Consider the following 17,628-nt stretch of genomic DNA (forward strand, 5'->3'; position numbering starts at 1 on the left):
GCGCGTCATGGCAGGGTGCCGGGGCCGCGCGGGAGCCATAGGGACGAGATGGGCTCGCCGCCAACGTGTATCAATCCTGCATCAATGCGCGGCGGACCCTTCGACCCCGAAGACGGCCTCATTGAGGAAGCCGTGGACGTAGGTCGAGAACGAGCGCCAGCACTCGACGCGGTAGAGCGGGGCGGCGGTGGCGCGGATCAGCACGATCTCGGACTTGCCGAGCAGCGTGCGGGTGGCGCTGCCCGGCGGGAAGGCAGCCTCGGACAGGTCGAGCGGGCAGCCGGCATTGAGCACCGCCGCGGCCTGCCGGCCCGACACGTCGATGCCGACATTGCGGTGCGAGACGTCGACCAGCGAGTGGGGCAGCCCGGCGAGCGCCTCGTGGATGCGGCCCTGAAGCAGGTCGGCATCGGCCTCGGGACCGCCGACGAGCCACTCGTCGGGCCCGAGGCGGGCGAGCCAGACCTCGCCGTCGGTGCCGACCGTGTTGATCGGCGCATCGAGCGCAAGCCCGGCGAGCTTCGGGGCGGCGCCGGCGGCGAGCCGCGCCCGCAGGGAGAAGCGCGCTTCGGCGCCCGCGGGCCGGACCGAGACGCCCGAACCGGCGGGGGCCGAGCGGGACAGAGCGCCGAGCGGCAGGGCGCGGGCGGCGCGGTAGCGGGTCTCAAGCATTGATGCGCTCCCCCTGGACGTCGAAGAAGACCGGTTCGCAGACGGTGACGCGGGTGAACCCGTCCGGCGTGGTGACGAAGAGATGGCCGCTCATCCGCTCGCGTCCGCCCTCGACCAGGGCCAGCGCGATGGAGCGGCCGCAATTGGCGCTCCAGTAGCTCGACGTGACGTGGCCGAGCATGCGCATCGGGATCGGCTGATGGGTATCCGTGACGATCTGCGCGCCCTCGTCGAGGACGAGCTTCGGATCGTCGGTCATGAGGCCGACGAGCTGCTTGCGGCCGGTGGCGACGACGTCGGGGCGCGCCAGCGAGCGCTTGCCGACGAAGTCCCCCTTGGCCTTCGGGATCATCCCGGCCATGCCGACATCGTCCGGGGTCACCGTGCCGTCGGTCTCTTGGCCGACGATGATGTAGCCCTTCTCGGCGCGCAGCACGTGCATCGTCTCGGTGCCGTAGGGCGTGATGCCGTGGGCCCGGCCCGCCTCGAACACCGCCTCCCAGACCGCGCGGGCGTGGTCGGCGGGCACGTTGATCTCGAAGCCGAGTTCACCGGTGAACGACACCCGGAACAGCCGGGTCGGCACGCCGCAGATCGTGCCTGAGCGCATCGCCATATGCGGAAAAGCGTCCGGCGACAGGTCGATGCCGTCGACCAGCGGCGCGATCACGGCGCGGGCCTTCGGGCCCTGCAGCGCGATCACCGCCCATTGCTCGGTGGTCGAGGTCAGGAACACTTCAAGCTCCGGCCACTCGGTCTGGAGGTAGTCCTCCATGTGGCCGAGCACGCGGGCAGCACCGCCGGTGGTGGTGGTGACGTGGAAGCAGGTGTCCGAGACGCGGGCGACGACGCCGTCATCGAGGATGTAGCCGTCCTCCTTGAGCATCAGCCCGTAGCGGCAGCGCCCGGGGGCGAGCTTGGTCCAGGGGTTGATATAGAGGCGGTTCATGAACTCGGCCGCATCCCGGCCGACGATCTCGATCTTGCCCAGCGTCGAGGCGTCGAAGATGCCGACACCCTCGCGCACCGCCTTGCACTCGCGGGCGACCGCGGCGTGCAGGTCCTCGCCGTCCTTCGGGAAGTACCAGGCGCGCCGCCACAGGGCGACGTTCTCGAACAGGGCGCCGTGGGCCTCGGCCCATTCGTGGATCGGCGTGGTGCGGATCGGATCGAACAGGGCGTGGCGGGCGGGGCCCACCAGCGCGCCGAAGGTCACCGGGGTGTAGGGCGGCCGGAAGGTCGTGGTGCCGACGGCGGGCAGCGCCTTGTCGAGCTGCCCGGCGACGATGCCGAGCGCGTTCATGTTCGAGGTCTTGCCCTGGTCGGTCGCCATGCCGGTCGTGGTGTAGCGTTTGACGTGCTCGATCGACTGGAAGCCCTCACGCACCGCGAGCTTGATGTCCTTGGCGGTGACGTCGTTCTGGTAATCGACGAAGGCGCGGACCTTGGTCGGGTTCGCGTCGGTGGGCATGATCCGCACCGGCTGGAAACCGGTCAGCGTCTCCGTCGCCCTGAAGTCCTGCCGTGCGTCGGAACCCGCCGCGGCGGCACCGGCGGCGAAGCCCTCCGCGAGGCAGGCGGCGAGGTCGTAGCTGCCGTGGGCCGCACCCGCCGAGCGCTCGTCTTGAGCCGAGCGGCTCGGCACGAAGGCATCGATGCCCTCGTCGTAGGCGAGCTTGCCGCGGGACTGCGAGAACAGGTGGACGGCGGGCGTCCAGCCGCCGGACATGCCGACGCAGTCGCAAGGGAGAATGCGACGGCCGCCGCACCGGCCGTCGCTCCCGACAGGCGCCACGATGAGACCCGTGACGCGCTTCCGGCCCTTCGATCCGACCACGGTGTGGCCGGTCAACACGTCGACTCCGGCGCTGCGCAGGCGTGCCAGCTCCGGTCCGCAATCCGCTTCCAGACGCAGATCGACGAGAGTGACGTCGAGGCCCGCCGCACGCGCATCGAGCGCGGCTTGGTAGGCGGAGGCGCCGCTCGTGGCGAAGACGAGCTTGCGGCCCGGCGCCACGCCGTAACGGTTGAGGAAGACCCGCACGCTCTCGGCGAGCAGGATGCCCGGCCGGTCGTTGTCGGCGAAGACGAGGGGGCGCTCGTGGGAGCCGCCAGCGAGCACGACCTGCTCCGCCCGCACCTGCCACAGGCGCTCGCGGGGCGCTTGGCCCGCGGCGGAGGACAGGTGGTCGGTGACACGCTCGGTCATCGCCACGTGGTTGTGGTTGTAATAGCCGAAGGCGGTGGTGCGGGGCAGCAGGATGACGTTCTCGCGGGCGTCGAGCTCGGCCAGCGTCTCGGCAAGCCAGTCCGCCGCCGGGCGTCCATCGATCTGCGAGGTCGTGTCGTGCAGGAGCGTGCCGCCGGGCTCGGGGCCCTCGTCGGCAAGGATCACGCGCTTGCCGGTGCGCGCCGCGGCGAGCGCGGCGGACAGACCCGCCGGGCCGGCGCCGACGATCAGCACATCGCAATGGGCGTGGCGGTTGGCGTAGCGGTCGGGATCGGCCACCGTCGGCGCCTTGCCGAGACCGGCGGCGGCGCGGATGAACGGCTCATAGACCCGGTCCCAGAACTTCCGGGGCCACATGAAGGTCTTGTAGTAGAAGCCCGCCACGAAGACCGGCGACAGCAAATCATTGATGGCGCCGACGTCGAATTCGAGCGACGGCCAATGGTTCTGCGAGGTCGTGCGCAGGCCTGAGCGGGCCTCGACCACGGAGGCGCGGTTGTTCGGGTCGATCCGGCCGGGCCCACGATCGACCGAGAGCAGCGCGCTCGGCTCGTCGGGGCCATGGCTCAGGATGCCGCGGGGGCGGTGATACTTGAACGAGCGCCCGACGAGGTGGATGCCGTTGGCCAGCAGCGCCGAGGCGACGGTGTCGCCGGCGAATCCGTGGACCGGCTTGCCGTTGAATTCGAAGACGATGGGGCGGGTGCGGTCGACGCGTCCGCCGCGGTGACAATCTGAACGGCTGTGCCATCTCACGCCCTCGTCTCGCTCTGGGTGGATTGGGTGGGCTTCGCCCCCATCGGATAGGTCTCGACGAAGCGGTCGCTGATCGTGTCGCGCAGGGCGTTGAACCAGCGCCCGCAGCCGTGGACGTGGCACCAGCGCTCGGCATGCACGCCCTTGGGGTTGGCGCGCACGAACAGGTGCTCGCTCCAGGCGCCGTCATCGACGGTCATCGGGTCGGTGGGCCGCGCGATATGGGCTTGGCCGCCGCACCGGAACTCGGTCTCGGGCCGTTTGCCGCAATGGGGACAGGCGATCAGCAGCATGGGTCTGGCTCCCGACGGATCAGTGCGCGACGGCCGCGGCGGCGGCCTCGTCGATGAGGCGCCCGGTGCGGAACCGGTCGAGGGTGAAGGGCGCGTTGATCGCGTGCGGCTCAGCCGTCGCGAGCGTGTGGGCGAAGACGTGGCCCGAGCCCGGCGTCGCCTTGAAGCCGCCAGTGCCCCAGCCGCAATTGACGAACAGGTTCGGCACCGGGGTCTTGCCGATGATCGGCGAACGATCCGGTGTCACGTCGACGATGCCGCCCCAGGAGCGCAGCATCCGCATCCGGGTGAATTGCGGAAACAGTTCGCAGATCGCGTCGAGCGTGTGGGTGGTGATGTGGAGGCCACCCTGCTGGCTGTAGGAGGTGTACTGGTCGGTGCCCGCACCGATCACCAGTTCGCCCTTGTCGGATTGCGACAGGTAGGCGTGGACCGCGTTCGACATCACCACGCAGGGGAAGCACGGCTTGACCGGCTCGGAGACCAAAGCCTGGAGCGGGTAGCTCTCCAGCGGCATCGACACGCCGGCCATCGACATCAGCGTCGAGGTGTGGCCGGCGGCGACCACGCCGATCCGGCCGGCGCCGATGAAGCCGCGGGTCGTCTCGACGCCCACCGCCGCACCGGAGGCATCGCGGCGGATGCCGGTGACCTCACAATTCTGGATGATATCGACGCCGCGGTTGTCGGCGCCGCGGGCATAGCCCCAGGCTACGGCGTCGTGGCGGGCGGTGCCGGCCCGGCGCTGGAGCGCGCCGCCGAGCACGGGGTAGCGTAGGCTCCCGGAGATATCGAGCGGCGGGCAGAATTCCTTGCACTCTTCCTTCGAGAGCCACTCGTTGTCGATGCCGTTGAGGCGGTTGGCGTAGACGTGGCGCTTGAAGCTCTGAACGTCGTGGATGTTGTGCGCGAGCATCAACACGCCGCGCTGGGAGAACATGATGTTGTAGTTCAGCTCCTGGCTGAGTCCCTCCCAGAGCTTGAGCGCGTGCTCGTACATCGCCGCGCTCTCGTCGTAGAGGTAGTTGGAGCGGATGATCGTGGTGTTGCGGCCGGTATTGCCGCCGCCGATCCAGCCCTTCTCCAGCACTGCCACGTTGGTGATGCCGTGCACGGTGGCGAGATAATAGGCGGTCGCGAGGCCATGGCCGCCGCCGCCGACGATGACGACGTCGTAGCGGGGCTTGGGCTCGGGGGCACGCCATTGGCGGCCCCAGCCGGTATGACCCCGCAGGGATTCGGAGAGCAGCGACGTGAGGGAGAAGCGGCGCATCGGTCGACCTCGCGGTGTTGAGCGATCATGGTCCGCGCCCCGCGGCGGGGCTTGATCGACGGCGACCGCGAGTTTGAGATTCCCGACTTCGATCGATTTCCCGGCCTGTCCCGCCGAAACGCCGCCGCGCGGCTTCGATCGGGCTGTTCGGCGGTCTGTTTCGCGCGGCCGTTCGACCGACAAACCGGATGGCCTGCCCGATCACGCGGCGGTGATCCGAGGGGCAAACAAGAATTATTCTGTTGCCTTCGGCGGTCGATCGGAGATTAAGTTCCGGTGTGGGCGTCGTCTCTGCGGAGGTGCTGCGTTCGATCGACCGTGCCGGGTACAGCCGGAGCGACCCCGAATCGCTCCCCCGCCGGCACAAGGATCGCCGCGGCACGCGATTTGCCCACCAAGCCGCGGCACAGGCCGACAAACGGTGGTCGGGATGGAAATGACGATCGCGGCCGGGGCCACATGCCCGGCAGGTGTTGCTGCGGCGAGCGAGGCCGTGACCGGGAGAGCCATCTCCGTCGGTTTCATGCTGGTCGATCGCTTCTCGATGATCGCCTTCTCCTCGGCGATCGAGCCCCTGCGGCTCGCCAACCGCGCGGTCGGCCGCGATCTCTACCGCTTCTCGCTGTGGTCGGAGGACGGCACCAAGTGCACCGCCTCGAACGGGATCGAGGTCAAGGTCGCGGGCCGCTTCTGCGATGCGCAGGACTTCGACATGCTGGTCGTGTGCGGCGGCATCGACATCCAGCATCCGGATCACCGCGCCCTCCATTCGGCCCTACGCCGATGCAGCGCCCGCGGAGCGGCGATCGGCGCGGTCTGCACGGGCACCTACGTCCTGGCCAAGGCCGGCCTCCTCGACGGCTACCGGGCGACGATCCACTGGGAGAACCTGCCGGGCCTGGTCTCGGAGCATGACGGGCTGGAGATCGGCTCGGACCTGTTCGAGATCGACCGCAACCGCTTTACCTGCGCCGGCGGCACCGCGGCGGCCGACATGATGCTGTCGCTGATCGTGCGCGACCACGGGCCGAGCGTGGCCTCGGAGGTCGCCGACCAGCTCATCCACCACCGCATCCGCGAATCCGGCGAGCGCCAGCGGATGGACCTGCGCATGCGCCTCGGGGTCTCGCACCCGAAGCTGCTGCGAGTGGTGGGGCTGATGGAAACCTCGCTCGCCGAGCCGCTCGGCAGCCAGGAACTCGCCGACGCGGTGCAGCTCTCGACCCGCCAGCTCGAACGGCTGTTCCTGAAGTATCTCGGCCGCTCACCGGCCAAGCACTATCTGCGCATCCGCCTGGAACACGCCCGCAACCTGATCCGCCAGACGGCGATGCCGCTGCTCTCTGTGGCGTTCGAGTGTGGCTTCACCTCGGCCTCGCACTTCTCGAAGGCCTATCTCGACTGCTTCGGCCAGCCGCCGAGCGCGGAGCGGAAGCTGGTGCAGACGCAAGGCAGCGTGCGCGCCTGAGCCGCCGCGGCCGTTCGGGCCACGCCCATTCCCATCACCTGATCAACGCTTAAGCATTCGTGGCCGCGTGCTGACGCAGATTTCGGCGAGATTGAATCTCGGTAGGGCCGCTGGACCTGAAAACGAAAACGCCGGCTCCCAGGGAAGCCGGCGCGCCGCTCGCGAAACCACCAATTCTAGAAATAATAGCCGATGTTCATGATGAACCGCGACTTGAAGCGGTTCTCGCCGCCCTGGGCGAGGCCGTTGTTGAACTCGCCGACGCCGACATAGGGGTCGTTCCGGCCGATGGCGGCCTCGGTGTAGATGATCAGGTTCGGATCGGCGGTCAGGGTCCAGGCGCCGCCCAGCGTAAAGCGCTCGCTGGCCCGGAAGTTTGCTTTGTCCTTGTAGAAGGCACTGAAGCCGGCGAAGGGCACCACGGTGAACGGGCCGATCGGATCGGGCACCTTGTAGGTCACTTCCGCCGAGACGAAGTTACCGCGCGCCGCGAGGTTGTACGAGAAGTCGAAGCCGCCGACCGTGACGAGATCATTGCCGAAGGGGTTTCGCGGGTCGATGTCCTGGCGAACATAGATCGCCTTAAAGCCCCAGGGACCGTAGGTGCCGAGGGCGTGCACGCCTTCGAGCTGCTTGGTGCCGGTCTGGCGCGTGTCGAAATTGTAGATGTCTGAGTGCCAGATCGAGGCGCCGAAGGCGAGCGAGACGTCATCGTTCTTGACAACGAAGTACTCCGCCCGGCCGATGAACATGTTCTGTTCGGCGTTGTTGGTTCCGAACGTGACGTAGGGGTCGGCCCGGACGATCGCGGTGGAGTAGCGCGCGCTGTCCGGGCTCAGGCCAAAGGCGTTGGGCGCGGAGCCCGGATAGAACCCGACCTGATAGTTGAAGTCCGGCTCGACATGCGAGAACTTGACGCCGAGATTGTACACTTCCTCCAGGCCCATGGTGAAGCCGAGGGTTTCAAGGAAGCTCGTCCCGAAATACGGGGTCAGGCCGAAGGGGGCCTGGTTGATGCCGGCGGTGATGCTGTCTTCCGGCGTGAACTTGTAGCCGACATAGGCCCACATCGGGTAGCTCACCTCGCCCGGATTGCCGCGATAGCCGCTGCGCGGGCCGTAGATCGAGCTGCCGCCGTAGAACCGGTACTGCGCCGAGCCGAAGATCGTATCGGAATCGTAGGTCGCCTTGAACGCGAGGGTATCGAAGTCGAAATTCTCCCGCGCCTTGCGCACGCCGCCGCGGCTGGCATCGTCGAAGCGCCAATCGTAGCGGGCGCGGATGGCGCCGCCGAAGGTGAAGGTGCCCGAGTCGGTCTTGCCCTTCGGCGGCCCCAGATCGAAATTGCTGCGGGATTCGGGCGCGTAGCGCGGATCGGGGACGGCAATCGGCTGCTCGCTGTTGGCTTGACTGGGCTCGGCATTGACCTCGACCGGGCCCTGCGTCTGCGCAGCGGCTGTCGATGGGCACAGCATGACCCCCGCGGCACATGCCACAAGGGCAGCCGCCAAACCGTTCGCCGTCATTTGCCTTAACCCCTTGAATGAAGACCCAGGTCGCCTTCCGAGCTGTTTCCCGTCGTTTTCTTATGTCTCGGACCGGGCCGTCACTTCAGCCAGCCATCGACCGTCGCGCGATTCTGCGCGATCCACTTCGCGGCGGTCGCCTCGGGCTTGGCGCCCTTTTCCTCGTTCTCCGCCATCACGGCTTCTTCGTCCTTGATGGTGAGCTTGAACTTCTGGAGGATCGCGTAGACCTCGGGCAGGTCGTCCTTGAGCCCCTTGCGGGCCAGCGTGTTCACGCTCTCGGCCTCACCGAAGCTCTTCTTGGGATCGTCGAGATATTTCAGGTCGTAGCGCGCGAACATCCAGTGCGGCGTCCAGGCCGTGACGACCACGTCCTTCTTCTGCCGCACCGCATCCTTCAGCGCGCTGGTCATCGTGGCGTCGCTGCCGTCGAGCAGCTTGACCTTGAGGCCGTAGGCCTTGATGGCCGCCTCGGAACTCTTCATCACGCCGGCGCCGGGATCGATGCCGATCACCTTGCCGTCGACCTCGGAGGCCTTGGTCGCCAGATCCTCGATCGAGTTGAGGGACGAGGTGGCGGGCACGGCCCAGCCGATCCGCGCCCCCGTGACGTTCGGGCCGATCAGGTCGATGCGGTTCTTCAGTTTTTCATAATAGGCGCCCTGCGTGACGGGGAGCCAGGCCGCGACGCTCGCATCCGCGTCGCCGGTCGCCACGGATTGCCACATGGCCGCCGCCGCGAGCGGAATCGTCTTCACTTGGTAGCCTTTTTCCTCAAGGACGAGCTTGAGGATGTTGGTGGCGACCACGGCGTCGGCCCATTCCACGTAGGCGAGCCGAACCTGCTTGCCGGCTGCCTCGGCCGGCGTCTGAGCCAGCGCGAGGCAGGCGATCACCCCAAGTATCGGTGCACGCATGGATTGAGCCTTTCAGGATGGCTTGAGGATGGTGCCGATTTTGATATGAGGGCTGATCTCGTCTGAAGCCTCTCTCGCTCGGGGAGAACGAGGCTAATCAGAGAAGATCATGGTGTATGACTTATGTTATTCGAACGGCCGGTGAACGCAAGCAGAAGTTGCTTTTCCGGCCGAACATGTAGCCCTTAAGCCACACCGTGCGGACGCGCCCGGGCGGCGAGGGCCTGCGTCACGCGGTCGAGAATGACCGCCACGATCACGATGCCGATGCCTGCTTCGAAGCCGGCGCCCGCCTCGAGCCGCTGGATCGACTGCCAGACCGCGCGGCCCAATCCGCCGGCACCGATCATCGCCGCGATCACGACCATGGAGAGGGCGAGCATCATGGTCTGGTTGACGCCGGCCATGATGGTCGGCAGCGCGAGCGGCAACTGCACCTTGAACAGCTTCTGGGTCGCCGAGCTGCCGAAGGCATCGGAGGCCTCGACGAGTTCGCTCGGCACGTTGCGGATGCCGAGCGCCGTCAGCCGGATCACCGGGGGCACCGAGAAGACGATCGTCGCAAAGCAGGCCGAGACGGCGCCGAGCCCGAAGAAGGGGAGCGCCGGGATCAGGTAGACGAAGCTCGGCAGCGTCTGCATCATGTCGAGGATCGGCGAGAAGGTGCGCCAAGCCCGTCGGCTGAGCGCGAACCAGATCCCGACGGGAACGCCGATCACCAGCGCCGCAGCGGTGGCGATGGTGACGAGGACCAGGGTCTCGACCGTGGCCTGCCAGAGCCGCAGGTTCCACAGGAACAGCAGGCCGACGAGGGTCAGGAGCCCGATCTTGCGACCGCCGGCCCGGTACGCCGCGAAGGCCGCGACCGCGATGCAGAGCCATGGCGGGATCGCGACGAGGGCGGTGGTCAGCGTTTCGATCCAGTCGGAGACGGTGCGGCTGACGGCTCGGGTCAGCCAACTGCCATGCTCGGTGAGCCAGTCGAGGCCGTTGTCACTGAGCGTGTCGAGGGGGAATTTGGGGACGTTCCACTCCATGTCGGGGCTCCTGACGGCTTTGAGAGGATCGGGGCACCGGCATGCGGCTGCGCGTGCGTGCCGGGCCGCGCGGCGAGCGCCTGCACGACGTCGCGGCTGGTGATGGAGCCGATCAGGCGTCCGTTCCGGCCCACGACCGCGACGGATTCCTCGGCGGCGACCGTCGCGAGGATGGTGTCCAGCCGGCTGTCCGCCTCGACGACGGATTGTCCGAGATCGAGTAGGCTGGAGAGGGTCTCGGCCGGCCGGGCGGAGGCGAGCCTCTCGGCGAAGATGCGGCCGACCAGCCGTCCGTCCCCGTCGGCGACGAGCCACGCCCGGCCGCTCGTGCGGCCACCTGCCCCGCCGAGTGCGGTCCGCGCCTCGGCCACCGTCTGCGTGGGGGCGAGCACGGGGGCGGAGCGATCCGCGACCTGCTCCGCCCGCAGCACGGCGGCGAGATCGATATGCTCGACGAAGCGCTCGACATAGTCGGTCGCGGGGCGAGCCACGATGTCCTCGGGCTGCCCGATCTGCACCACCTCGCCGTCCTTCATCAGGACGATGCGGCCGCCGAGCGCGATGGCCTCGTCGAGGTCGTGCGAGACGAAGACGATGGTCTTCTTGAGCTTGCGCTGGAGGTCGCGCAGCTCCGCCTGCATGTCGCGGCGGATCAGGGGGTCGAGGGCGCTGAAGGCCTCGTCCATGAGCAGGATGTCGGCATCGGCGGCGAGCGCCCGCGCGAGGCCCGCCCGCTGCTGCATGCCGCCCGACAATTCATTGGGATACTTCGTCTCCCAGCCCTTCAGGCCGACGAGTTCGATGGCCTGCATCGACCGCTCGATCCGTTCCTTGGCCGGGACCTGCTTGATCTCGAGGCCGAACCCGACATTCCCGAGGATGGTCCGGTTGGGCAGCAGCGCGAAGTGCTGGAAGACCATGCCGAAGGTCTTCTGGCGGAAGGCGAGCAGCTCCTTGCGGCCGAGCCGGGTCACGTCCACCCCGTCCACGACGATCCGGCCGCAGGACGGCTCGACCAGACGGTTCATGCAGCGCAGGAGCGTCGACTTGCCGGAGCCGGACAGACCCATCAGGACAAGGATCTCGCCCTCTTCGATGTCGAACGAGATGTCGCGCAATCCGACGACCGCACCGCAGGCGGCGGCGATGTCGCCCTTGCGCTTCCCCTGGCCGATCAGATCGAGCGCCTTGGAGGGGTTAGAGCCGAATATCTTGCTGATACCTTCAAGATTGATCCGGCCCATGGGATGACACCTTTCGTTATAGATCGATATTGTTCGCGGCAGAATTTTCTGACAAGCTTATCTTGGACGATGTAAGAGTATTTCCGGCCCTTCGAGGGGGCTTGTCGTATTGCGACGCTTTATTGGCAGCGACCGACGTTCCGGAATTTTAACGCCTCAGCACCGGATCTATGTTGGTCCGTGCCGTGTTTCTGAGCAAGCGTGTTCAATAAAGTTGCAAGATATGTGCGGGCCTTGTGCAGAAGGCCCGTGGTTCCCGGCTGGCCGATGCGCGTCTCCGCCGGTACCGCGCGGCATGCGGGTCGGTGCCGCCATCCGGCACTCCGCCGAACGCGCGTGCCGGTTGCGTCCGCGGATCCGGAGCCGAACACCGCCCCGCCCACTTGCGCCGAATGCGAATCCAGGCTGCAGAGCGCTTAAAACGTGGGCATAAAAGGTAAAAACTTGCGCAGCCCAAGAATGGTCTTCGCTTGACCAAGAAAATCGCCGGTCCTAAAAACATAATCGAGTTGATCGCTAGGGTTCCAGCATCTCTTTGATGTGTTCGGTCCGAGAGCGGTTGCCGCGGCGGGAGACATCCGCCCGGATGCACGGCGGGATAAAAGCCCGGGAGACCTCACTAGCCAGAGATTGGCAAGGTTAGGTCTTGTACAATCTCTTTCTCTGTTGAGAGGGAACGTATGCCCGGCATCAGCCCCCAGATCGTTTCTCTGACATCATCTCCCGATCGTCGCCTCGGCGGGTCGCACGCCTTGCGCCGCCCGAGGACGGCGCGGGCCGAGATCGCGCGCCTTCGCGGCCGCTTCGGGGGCAGCACGCGCCTCGTCCCGGTCCGGACGTAACGTCCGCGGACCCAAGCGCCTCACCCCCTTCCAACCTCAGTGCCGGCATCCAACGGACGGGCTTCTCAGCCCGTCGATGCCGGCCTGCGCGCAAAATCCGCGGTCGACCCACGGCAAGGGTCGGCCATCCGGTTCCGGCGACGATCCCGAGGAGACGAGACATGCGCATCCCGACCCTGATCACCGGCGGCCTCACGCGCCTCCGCCGAAGCCTGTCCGCGCTGACCCTCGCTGCCGGCCTCCTCGCCGCGCCGATGGCGCAGGCCGCCGAGCCGCTGCGCATCGGCTACAGCGATTGGCCGGGCTGGGTGGCGTGGCAGGTCGCCATCGAGAAGGGCTGGCTCAAGGAGGCCGGCATCGACGCCAAGTTCGAGTGGTTCGACTACTCCGCCTCGATGGATGCGTTCTCGGCGGGCAAGCTCGACGCGGTGACCTGCACCAACGGCGACGCCCTCGTCATGAGCGGCAACGGCGCCCGGAACGTCATGATCCTGCTCACCGACTACTCCAACGGCAACGACATCATCGTCGGCAAGCCGGGGGTGAAGTCGCTGGCCGACCTCAAGGGCAAGAAGGTCGGGCTCGAAGTCGGCCTCGTCGAGCACCTGCTCCTGATCGACGGCCTGCAGAAGGCCGGGATCAAGGAGAGCGACGTGACGCTGGTCAACGCCAAGACCAACGAGACGCCGCAGATCCTCGCCTCCGGCGACGTCGCCGCCATCGGCGCGTGGCAGCCGATCGCCGGCCAGGCGATGCGCGGCGCGGCGGGTGCCCGTCCGCTCTACAGCTCCGCCGACCGGCCGGGCCTGATCTACGACGTGGTCACGGTGACGCCCGCGAGCCTTGCCGCGCGCCGTGCCGACTGGATCAAGCTCGTCGGCCTGTGGGACCGGGTCGTCGGCTACATCACGGACCCGAAGACGCAAGGCGACGCGGTCGCCATCATGGCGGCCAAGGTCGGGGTGGAGCCCGCCGTCTTCACCCGCTTCCTAAAGGGCACCAAGCTGCTGACGCTGGCCGAGGGCCGCGCGGTGATGAAGGATGCCGACGGGTTCGGCTCGCTCTACGGTTCGAGCCGGCATGCCGATGCCTTCAACGTCAAGTTCGAGGTCTACAAGACCCCGCAGGACGTGAAGGCCGCCATCGACCCCGCCCTCACCGACGGCAAGTGAGGGCTTGAGGATGCGCGCGCCGCTGCCTCAGCCTCCTCCCGAGAGGGACGCCGTTCCGGCGGTCGCGGTCGCCCCGCTCCCGCCGGTGGCGGGCGCCGCCCCGGTCGTCGGGCGGGTGCGGCTCTCCTGGGTCGGCGCGCCGCGCCCGCTGACCCGGCGTCGGCGCGTGGCGCTCACCTTGCTCTCCTTCCTGCTGCCGCTCGGGCTGTGGGCGGCGGTCTCCTACCTGCCCTTCCTCTGGCACCCGCTGGTCGAGGTCACGAATCCCGGCGACGTCGCCTGGATGGAGCCCGGCATGCGGGTGCCGCGGGCGGCGTTTTCCGAAGAGGTCGCGGCGACCCAGGGCGCGGGGATGGCTGTGCCCGAGGGGCGCCCGGCCAACCCGGTCTACCTGCCCGCGCCGCACGAGGTCACGGTGGCCTTCTGGACCTCGCTCACGGCGCCGCCGCCGCAGCGCGACACGATCTGGCTGCCCGCGAGCCTCTGGCACTCGATCCAGATCATTTTTTGGGGTTTTACCCTCTCCTCCCTGGTCGGCGTGCCGCTGGGCATCCTGTGCGGGGCGCAACCGACGATCGCCCGGCTGACCGAGCCCGTGATCGAGTTCGTGCGCTACCTGCCCGCCCCCGCCTTCGGCGCGCTGATGGTCGCGATCCTCGGGATCTACGACGGGCCGAAGATCGCCATCATCGTCATCGGCACCTTCTTCCAGCAGGTGCTCGTCATCGCCAACACCACGCGACGGGTCGATCCGCTGCTGATCGAGGCCGCGCTCACCATGGGCTCGCGCAACCTGCGCCTGATCCGCCGGGTGATCGTGCCGGCGGTGCTGCCGCAGATCTACCGCGACCAGCGCATCCTGCTCGGCTGGGCCTGGACCTACCTGATCGTCGCCGAGCTGATCGGCACTTCCTCCGGCATCACCTTCTTCATCACGCAGCAGGCCCGCTACCAGCATTTCGACAACGTCTACGCGGCGATCCTCGTGATCGGCCTCGTCGGCATCGCCACCGACATCGCCCTGGCGCTGATCGGCCGCCGCCTGTTCCCCTATGCGAGGGCCGAGGCATGAGAGACGGCATGAGCGCGTCCGCTCCCATCCCGCTGACGGCCGAGCCGTGTGATTACCGCACCCAGTGCGAGCCCGTCCGCGCCCGCTTCGACCGGCTGAAGGCCCGCGACGTCGCCCTGCGGGTCGAGGGCCTCGGCAAGGTGTTTCGCAACGCGGACGGCGCCGAGACCGTGGCGCTCCGCGGCATCGACCTCGTCACCCACCGCCGCGAATTCCTCTGCGTGGTCGGGCCGTCGGGCTGCGGCAAGTCCACCTTCGTGCGCATCCTGGCCGGGCTCGAGACCAAGAGTTCGGGCAGCGTCAGCGTCGGCGGCGTGCCGGTCTCCGGCCCCGGCGCCGACCGGGGCATGGTGTTCCAGGGTTACACCCTGTTCCCCTGGCTCACGGTCAAGCGCAACGTCGCCTTCGGCCTGGAGGAGAACGGCGAATCCCGGCATGTGGCCGAGCGCGAGGCGCTGCAATGGCTGGCGCTGATCGGGCTGGAGCGCTTCGCCGACGCCTACCCGCACCAGCTCTCCGGCGGCATGAAGCAGCGCGTGGCCATCGCTCGCGCGCTCGCCATGCGCCCGCGCATCCTCTTGATGGACGAGCCGTTCTCGGCGCTCGACACCCAGTCGCGGGCCAGGATGCAGGCCTACCTGATCGAGATCTGGCGCAAGATCGACATCACCATCGTCTTCATCACCCACGATCTCGACGAGGCTATTTACCTCGCCGACCGCATCCTCGTGCTGAAGGCGCATCCCGGCGAGGTCGAGGAACTGATCGAGGTGCCGGTGCCCCGGCCGCGCCATCCGAGCCAGAGCCTGACGCCGGAATTCCGCGCCACCCGCGCCCGGCTCGATGCGCTGATCCACCCCGGTGAGGCGGAGGCCGACGGCCCGGCCGATCTGGCTGGCCTCGACATGGTGACCCGGATGGCGAGCGTGGGGGACGAGGTCGAATGAGCGCCCTCCCCACCCTCCCCTTGCTCTGGTCCGACCGCACCTGGGAGGAGATCCCCGGTGATCTCGAAGCGGCTGCGGGGGCTGCGCTCCTGCCCATCGGCGCGACCGAGCAGCACGGGCCGCATCTCGGCTGCGGCATGGATTTCGTGCTGGCCGACCTCCTCTGCCGCGCGGTTTCGGCGCGCACCCGTGTGCCGATGCTGCCGGCCCTCCCCTATGGCTGCTCGCTCGGCCATTCCCGGCGCTGGCCCGGCACCATCGCCCTCGACCCTGTCGTGATGACCGAGCTCGTCCGGCAGATCGGAGAACAGGCCTACCATTCGGGCGTGCGCCGCCTGTTTCTCGTCAACGCCCACGTCACCAACGCCGCCCCCTTACGCTGCGCGTTGGAACTGCTGCGGGCGGCGCATGACGACCTGATGGTGGCGCTCGTCAACACCGCGACCGTCAGCGAGCGGGTACGCGCGGCCCATTTCGCCGACGCCGAGGATTGGCACGCCAACCGGGCCGAGACCGCGCTGATGCAGGCGCAGGCCCCCGCCCTGGTGCGGGAAGACCGCATCGCCGGGGCCGACGACCCGGACCGCACCCAAAACCTCGTCTTCGCCCACCCGGTCAACCGCACCAGCCGCAACGGCGTCACCGGCTTCCCCTCGCAGGCGAATGCGGCGGAGGGCGCCGAACTGTTCGCCTGGATGGTCGAGGACCTGACCGCCCTCGTCCGGCGCGGGCTCACCGAGACCCCGCCCCTTCCCCATTCCTACGACGGCCCCGCCGTCCCCATGCCAGGAGCCTGAAATGGGCCACGCGAACGACATCGATCCGCAGGTGCGCGCCGTGCAGGAGGATCTGCGCGCGAAGGGCGTGAAATACGTCATCGGCGCCTATGTCGACATCCACGGCGCGCAGAAGGCCAAGGTGGTGCCGATCGACCACCTGCCGCAGATGGCGGCGGGCTCCGAGCGCTACACCGGCTACGCCCTCGACGGCCTGGGCCAAGCCCCGAACGAGGACGAACTCGCCTCGGTCCCGGATTTCTCGCAGGTCATCCAGCTCCCCTGGGAGAGCAAGCTCGCCTGGGCGCCGGCCGACCTCACCTTCCAGGGCAAGCCCTACCCGCTCTCGACCCGCGTCGCCCTCAAGAACGTCCTGGCGCAGGCCGAGGCGATGGGCTTCGGCTTCAATCTCGGCATCGAGTGCGAAATATTCCTGCTGCGCCAAGCCGCCGACGGCTCGCTGCACACGCCGGTGGCGGACGATAAGCTGGTGAAGCCCTGCTACGACGTGCGCGGCTTCATCGACAACTTCTCCTGGCTCGACAAGGTCGCGACCACGATCAACGATCTCGGCTGGGATCTGTACTCGTTCGACCATGAGGATGCGAACGCGCAGTTCGAGTTCGACTTCCAATACGCCGATGCGCTGACCATGTGCGATCGGCTGACCTTCTTCCGCATGATGACCAAGCATTACGCGAAGGAGGAAGGGCTCATCGCCACGATGATGCCCAAGCCCTTCGCCGACCGCACCGGCAACGGTGCCCACTTCAACATGTCGCTCTCCGACCGCGAGACCGGCCGCAACCTGTTCGCCTGCGCGCCCGGCGAGGATCCCCGCGGCCTCGGCCTCACCGAGACCGGCTACCACTTCATCGGCGGCGTGCTGCGCCACGGCCGGGCGCTCTGCGCGGCCTTCGCGCCGACCGTGAACAGCTACAAGCGCCTCGTGCGCCAGGGCGCGATGGCGGGCTTCTCCTGGGCGCCGGTGTTCAACTCCTACGGCTCGAACAACCGCACCAACTCGGTGCGCGTGCCGGCCGGCGGCGGGCGCTGCGAGAGCCGCAACGCGGACGGCGCGGTCAATCCCTACCTCGCCGCCGCCCTGGTGCTAGCGGCCGGCCTGGAGGGCGTGCGCGAGCGGATCGACCCCGGCCAGCCCAACGAGGACAACCTCTACGCGCTGAGCGACGGCGAGCGCCGGGCGCGCGGCATCGCGTTCCTGCCCCAGACCCTGCAGGAGGCGGTCGATGCCTTCGCCGCCGATCCCCTGGTCGAGGCGACGCTGGGCTCAGGGCTGCGCGAAGAGTTCATCCGCACCAAGCGCGAGGAGTGGAACGCCTACCATCTCACGGTGAGCCCGTGGGAAATCGAGCGCTACAGCCACCTGTTCTAGGCGGAGG

The 17,628-nt window shown here is 68.0% G+C and carries 13 protein-coding genes, 1 pseudogene and 1 riboswitch; of the genes and pseudogenes, 6 read left to right on the top strand and 8 right to left on the bottom strand.

What is annotated here, in order from left to right; genetic code table 11:
- Window positions 1-81 precede the first annotated feature (81 nt).
- The 4 genes and pseudogenes from M2437_RS14520 to M2437_RS14535 form a co-directional block, all read right to left on the bottom strand.
- Window positions 82-672 carry a sarcosine oxidase subunit gamma gene (locus M2437_RS14520; protein ID WP_253387854.1) on the bottom strand — a complete coding sequence of 197 codons (591 nt, stop codon included), beginning with the start codon at window positions 670-672 and terminating at the stop codon, window positions 82-84.
- Window positions 665-3,653 (bottom strand): annotated as a pseudogene (locus M2437_RS14525) (sarcosine oxidase subunit alpha family protein). The gene M2437_RS14520 and the pseudogene M2437_RS14525 overlap by 8 nt, the downstream one beginning before the upstream one ends.
- A 1-nt stretch (window position 3,654) precedes the next feature.
- Window positions 3,655-3,951 (bottom strand): sarcosine oxidase subunit delta, encoded by a 297-nt coding sequence (locus tag M2437_RS14530; protein ID WP_015823931.1) that lies wholly within the window; start codon window positions 3,949-3,951, stop codon window positions 3,655-3,657.
- Window positions 3,952-3,970: 19 nt separating this feature from the next.
- On the bottom strand, window positions 3,971-5,224 hold the full coding sequence (locus M2437_RS14535; protein WP_015823930.1) for a sarcosine oxidase subunit beta family protein: 1,254 nt from the start codon (window positions 5,222-5,224) through the stop codon (window positions 3,971-3,973).
- Window positions 5,225-5,660: 436 nt separating this feature from the next.
- On the opposite strand from M2437_RS14535, the gene M2437_RS14540 reads away from it, so the two are divergent.
- On the top strand, window positions 5,661-6,692 hold the full coding sequence (locus M2437_RS14540; RefSeq protein ID WP_015951988.1) for a GlxA family transcriptional regulator: 1,032 nt from the start codon (window positions 5,661-5,663) through the stop codon (window positions 6,690-6,692).
- Between the two features lie 176 nt (window positions 6,693-6,868).
- Here the strand turns inward: M2437_RS14540 and M2437_RS14545 are convergent, their stop codons facing one another.
- From M2437_RS14545 to M2437_RS14560, 4 genes are all read right to left on the bottom strand, one after another.
- A complete protein-coding gene (locus M2437_RS14545; RefSeq protein ID WP_253387856.1) occupies window positions 6,869-8,218 on the bottom strand; it encodes a putative porin in 1,350 nt (449 codons plus the stop codon).
- Window positions 8,219-8,298: 80 nt separating this feature from the next.
- Complete coding sequence (locus tag M2437_RS14550) at window positions 8,299-9,135, bottom strand: glycine betaine ABC transporter substrate-binding protein (protein WP_012254941.1); 837 nt, start codon at window positions 9,133-9,135, stop codon at window positions 8,299-8,301.
- A gap of 185 nt (window positions 9,136-9,320) precedes the next feature.
- The gene (locus tag M2437_RS14555; RefSeq protein ID WP_015823926.1) at window positions 9,321-10,172 is read right to left on the bottom strand and encodes an ABC transporter permease; all 852 of its coding nucleotides are present in this window, start codon (window positions 10,170-10,172) and stop codon (window positions 9,321-9,323) included.
- Window positions 10,088-11,416 (bottom strand): quaternary amine ABC transporter ATP-binding protein, encoded by a 1,329-nt coding sequence (locus tag M2437_RS14560; RefSeq protein WP_253387857.1) that lies wholly within the window; start codon window positions 11,414-11,416, stop codon window positions 10,088-10,090. The genes M2437_RS14555 and M2437_RS14560 overlap by 85 nt, the downstream gene beginning before the upstream one ends.
- Before the next feature lie 505 nt (window positions 11,417-11,921).
- A riboswitch (guanidine-I (ykkC/yxkD leader) is annotated at window positions 11,922-12,031 on the top strand.
- Between the two features lie 388 nt (window positions 12,032-12,419).
- Between M2437_RS14560 and M2437_RS14565 the strand changes: the two genes are divergently transcribed.
- The 5 genes from M2437_RS14565 to glnT are packed head-to-tail and all read left to right on the top strand — an operon-like array spanning window position 12,420 to window position 17,621.
- Window positions 12,420-13,430, top strand: a complete 1,011-nt coding sequence (locus tag M2437_RS14565; protein WP_056498884.1) for an ABC transporter substrate-binding protein — start codon at window positions 12,420-12,422, stop codon at window positions 13,428-13,430.
- Between the two features lie 10 nt (window positions 13,431-13,440).
- The gene (locus M2437_RS14570) at window positions 13,441-14,502 is read left to right on the top strand and encodes an ABC transporter permease (protein WP_253387858.1); all 1,062 of its coding nucleotides are present in this window, start codon (window positions 13,441-13,443) and stop codon (window positions 14,500-14,502) included.
- Window positions 14,499-15,449: an ABC transporter ATP-binding protein gene (locus M2437_RS14575; RefSeq protein WP_056112767.1), complete on the top strand. Its 951-nt coding sequence runs from the start codon at window positions 14,499-14,501 to the stop codon at window positions 15,447-15,449. Before M2437_RS14570 ends, M2437_RS14575 begins: the two co-directional genes overlap by 4 nt.
- Entirely contained in the window at window positions 15,446-16,246 is an 801-nt protein-coding gene (locus M2437_RS14580; RefSeq protein WP_253387859.1) for a creatininase family protein, read from the top strand. The genes M2437_RS14575 and M2437_RS14580 overlap by 4 nt, the downstream gene beginning before the upstream one ends.
- Before the next feature lies 1 nt (window position 16,247).
- Window positions 16,248-17,621, top strand: a complete 1,374-nt coding sequence (gene glnT / locus M2437_RS14585) for a type III glutamate--ammonia ligase (protein WP_012254934.1) — start codon at window positions 16,248-16,250, stop codon at window positions 17,619-17,621.
- Window positions 17,622-17,628: the final 7 nt, after the last annotated feature.

The organism is Methylorubrum pseudosasae (assembly GCF_029504475.1).
GTDB lineage: Bacteria > Pseudomonadota > Alphaproteobacteria > Rhizobiales > Beijerinckiaceae > Methylobacterium > Methylobacterium extorquens.